Source organism: Streptomyces populi (assembly GCF_002911015.1).
Lineage (GTDB): Bacteria > Actinomycetota > Actinomycetes > Streptomycetales > Streptomycetaceae > Streptomyces > Streptomyces populi.
Genome location: NZ_KZ627064.1, coordinates 1 through 3,633 on the forward strand (window position 1 = coordinate 1; position 3,633 = coordinate 3,633).

The 3,633-nt window shown below is 73.0% G+C and carries 2 protein-coding genes; both read right to left on the reverse strand.

Features of this window, described 5'->3' with window-relative positions; genetic code table 11:
* Window positions 1-656 (reverse strand): beta-ketoacyl synthase N-terminal-like domain-containing protein (locus tag CW362_RS42495; RefSeq protein WP_206301226.1); only part of this gene is annotated, 656 nt, incomplete at its 3' end.
* A 45-nt stretch (window positions 657-701) separates the two neighbouring features.
* Window positions 702-3,623 (reverse strand): type I polyketide synthase, encoded by a 2,922-nt coding sequence (locus CW362_RS42500; protein ID WP_338069099.1) that lies wholly within the window; start codon window positions 3,621-3,623, stop codon window positions 702-704.
* Window positions 3,624-3,633: the final 10 nt, after the last annotated feature.

Here is a 3,633-nt window from a genome sequence, read left to right on the forward strand (position 1 = left end):
AGCGCCAACGAACACTCCCCCGCACGCAACGACTGCACCGCCAGATGCAGCGCCACCAACGACGACGAACACGCCGTGTCCACCGTCACCGCAGGACCCTCGAACCCGAACGAATACGAGACCCGGCCCGAGATGACGGAGCTGGCCGATCCCGTTCCGCCGACGCCTTCGGGCGCGTCGACGATCTCCGTGCCGGCCAGGCCGTAGCCCTGGACGGCGCCGCCCATGAAGACGCCGACCGGCTTGCCGCGCAACGAGTCGGCGCTGATGCCGGACCGCTCCACCGCCTCCCAGCAGGTCTCCAGGGCGATGCGCTGCTGGGGGTCCATGGCGGCGGCCTCGCGCGGCGAGATGCCGAAGAAGCCCGCGTCGAACTGGGCGGCGTCGTGCAGGAACCCACCGCCCGCGGCGGGCAGCCGTCCGAGGTCCCAGCCGCGGTCGGCCGGGAACGGCGAGATCGCGTCCCGCCCCTCGGACACCAACTCCCACAGGTCCTCGGGCGAGGCCACCCCGCCCGGATACTTGCAGGCCATGCCGACGAGCGCGATCGGCTCGTTCCCGGCTGCCTCCAGTTCCCGCAGCCGGCCGCGGGTACGCAGCAGATCGCCGGTCAGTTCCTTGACGTAGTGGCGAAGCTTGTCTTCGTTGGTGGACACGGTGCGCCAGCTCCTTGTTCGTGCTGAGGTTTGCGAACGCCGGCGTCAGGAGATGCCGAATTCCTTCTCGATCAGATCGAAGAGCTGATCGTCGGTTGCCGAGTCGAGTTGCTCGGCCGCTGTTTCCGCCGCGCCGGACGCGGCGGTGGGCTCGTCGTCGGCGTTCTGGAACCTGGTCAACAGGTTGGAAAGCCGCAGGGTGATACGGCCGCGCGCGGCCGGGTCGGACCCGGCGTCGAGCGCGGCGAGGGCCGCTTCGAGCCGGTCCAGCTCACCGAGGACCGCCGAAGCGCCCGACGCGCCGCCGACCCGCTCCGCGAGGGCGCTCGCGACGACCTGTGCCAGGGCCGCGGGCGTGGGGTGGTCGAAGACGAGCGTGGCGGGCAGCTTGAGGCCGGTGAGCTTTTCGAGCCGCTGCCGCAGACCGACTGCGGCCAGCGAGTCGAACCCGAGTTCCTGGAAAGGGCGTTCCGGCTCGATCGTGCCGCCCGAGGCGTGCCCGAGTTCCGCGGCGGCCTGCGCGCAGACGGTCTCCACCAGCACCCGTCGGCGTTCCCCGCCGGACAGCGCGGTCCAGCGGGCGACGAAGGGGGTGGCCCCTGCGGTACCGGCGTCGCTGTCGCCCGGGCCGGAGACGCCGTCCGCACCGGCCGTGCCGGCCGCCGTCGCCGTCCCGTCCGCGCCGACGCCGCCGCGTTCCGTTTCCACGGTGCCGAGCGGGTCGAACAGGGGGCTCGGACGGTTGACGGTGAAGATGTCGGCCAGGCGTGACCAGTCGATGTCGGCGAGGACGACGGTGCTGTCGTCCGCCCTCACGGCGCGGCCGAACGCGGCGACGGCCTCCTCCGGGTCGAGCGCGCTGACGCCGCGGGCCTGCATCTCCCGTGTGAGGCGTTCGTCGGCCATGCCGCCCCCGCCCCAGGGGCCCCAGGCGAGGGCGGTGCCGGAACGTCCCTGGGCGCGCCGCCGCTCGATCAGCGCGTCGAGATGCGCGTTTCCTGCGGCGTAGGCACCGGCACGGGCGCTGCCCCAGACCCCGGCGATGGAGGAATAGACGACGAACGCGGCGAGTTCGTCGCCCAGGACCTCATCGAGGACCTGCGCGCCGACGACCTTCGCGCGTACGACGGCGGCGTAGCCGTCCTCGTCGAGCTCCGCGAGCGGCAGTTCCGAGGCGACGCCCGCGGTGTGGACCACGGTGCGGACCGGCGTTCCGGCGTCGGCGAGCCTGTCCCGGAGGGTGGCGAGGGCCACGGCGTCGGTGACGTCACAGGATTCGACGACGACCTCCGCACCCCGCTCCTCGAGTTCCGTGCGCAGCGCGGCCACCGCGGGTGCGGCAGGGCCCTGGCGGCTGGTGAGGACGAGGGTCCGCGCGCCGTTCCGGGCGAGCCAGCGCGCCGTCTGCGCGCCGAGGGCGCCGGTGCCGCCGGTGATCAGGACGGAGCCGTCGGTCCAGGGCGCCGTGGAGCCGGTCTCCGGCTCCGGCACGCTCGTGGGTACCGTGCCGCGGATCAACCGGCGGCCGAGCAACAGCTCGCCTCGCAGGGCGATTTGGTCGTCACCGGTGGTGTCGGCGAGGGCAGCGGCGAGGCCGGTGAGCTGCGCTGCCGGACTCGTACCGGAGACATCGATCAGACCGCCCCACAGGGTGGGGTGTTCGAGGGCCGCGACCCGTCCGAGGCCCCAGACCTGGGCCTGCCACGGGTCCGGCGCCGCGTCGCCGGCCTGCGCACACACCGCGTCGCGCGTGAGGGCCCATACGCGGGTGTCGACTCCCGCGTCCTGCACGGTGTGCAGGAGATCGAGCACGGCCAGGGCGCCGGTCGCGATGCCGCGTTCCCGGTCGTGGTCGCGCTGGGCGCCGACCGCGGGCAGGCAGAGCACGCCGCGGGGCGCCACTGCGGCCAGCCGTGCGCGCAGCTCGGCCGGCTCGCACCGCTCCACGCGCGCCCCCGCGTCGACGAGCGCCTTTTCGACCGCGATCACGAGGTCCGGGTCAACGGGCTCGCCAGGCACCGTGACCAGCCACGTGCCGTCGAGCGGCACCGCGTCCGCCGGCGACGGAAGCTCCGTCCAGGAGACGCGGTAGCGCAGGGCGTCGGCCGCTGCGAGCCGGGCCTGTTCCCTGGACCAGGTCTGGAGCGCGGGCAGCACCGCGGTGAGCGGCGCGTCCGGCGCGAGGCCGAGGGTATGGGCGAGGCCGTCGGCGTCCTGCTGCGCGACCGCGTTCAGGAGTACGGCCTGCTCCGGCACGTGCTCGACGACGCCGGGCTCGGGCGCGGGGGCGTCGAGCCAGTAACGCTGATGCTGGAAGGCGTAGGTGGGCAGTTCACGGGCGAGGTCGTCGGCCCGGCCGAGAGAGGTCCAGTCGACCTGATGACCACGCGCGTGCACCCGGGCCAGAGCCGTCAGGAAACCGTTCACATCACCGGTCCGCCGCCCCAGAGTGGGCAGGAACACGGCACCGTTCTCGACGACTCCCGGATGCGAGGCACCCATCGCCGTCAACACCGGCTCGGGCCCGAGTTCGACGACGGTCGTGACGCCCTGCGCCAGGACCGCACCGACCCCGTCCCCGAACCGCACCGCTTCGCGCACGTGCCGCACCCAGTACTCCGGCGAGCACAGCTCCCCAGCGGATGCGACCTCACCGGTCACATTGGACACGACCGGAATCGACGGGGCACGGAACTCCACTTTCGCCAGCACCTGAGCGAACTCGGCGAGCATCGGCTCCATCAACGGCGAATGGAACGCGTGCGAGACACGAAGACGAGTCGTACGACGCCCTTCCCCGCGCGCCCGCTCCACCACCGCCTCAACCGCGTCCTCCACACCCGAAACCACCACCGCCACCGGCCCGTTGACAGCAGCGATCACCGCACCGTCCACCAGCCAGCCCGACACCTCCTCCTCGGTGGCCTCCACCGCCACCATCCGCCCACCCGACGGCAACGAACCCATCAACCGGCCC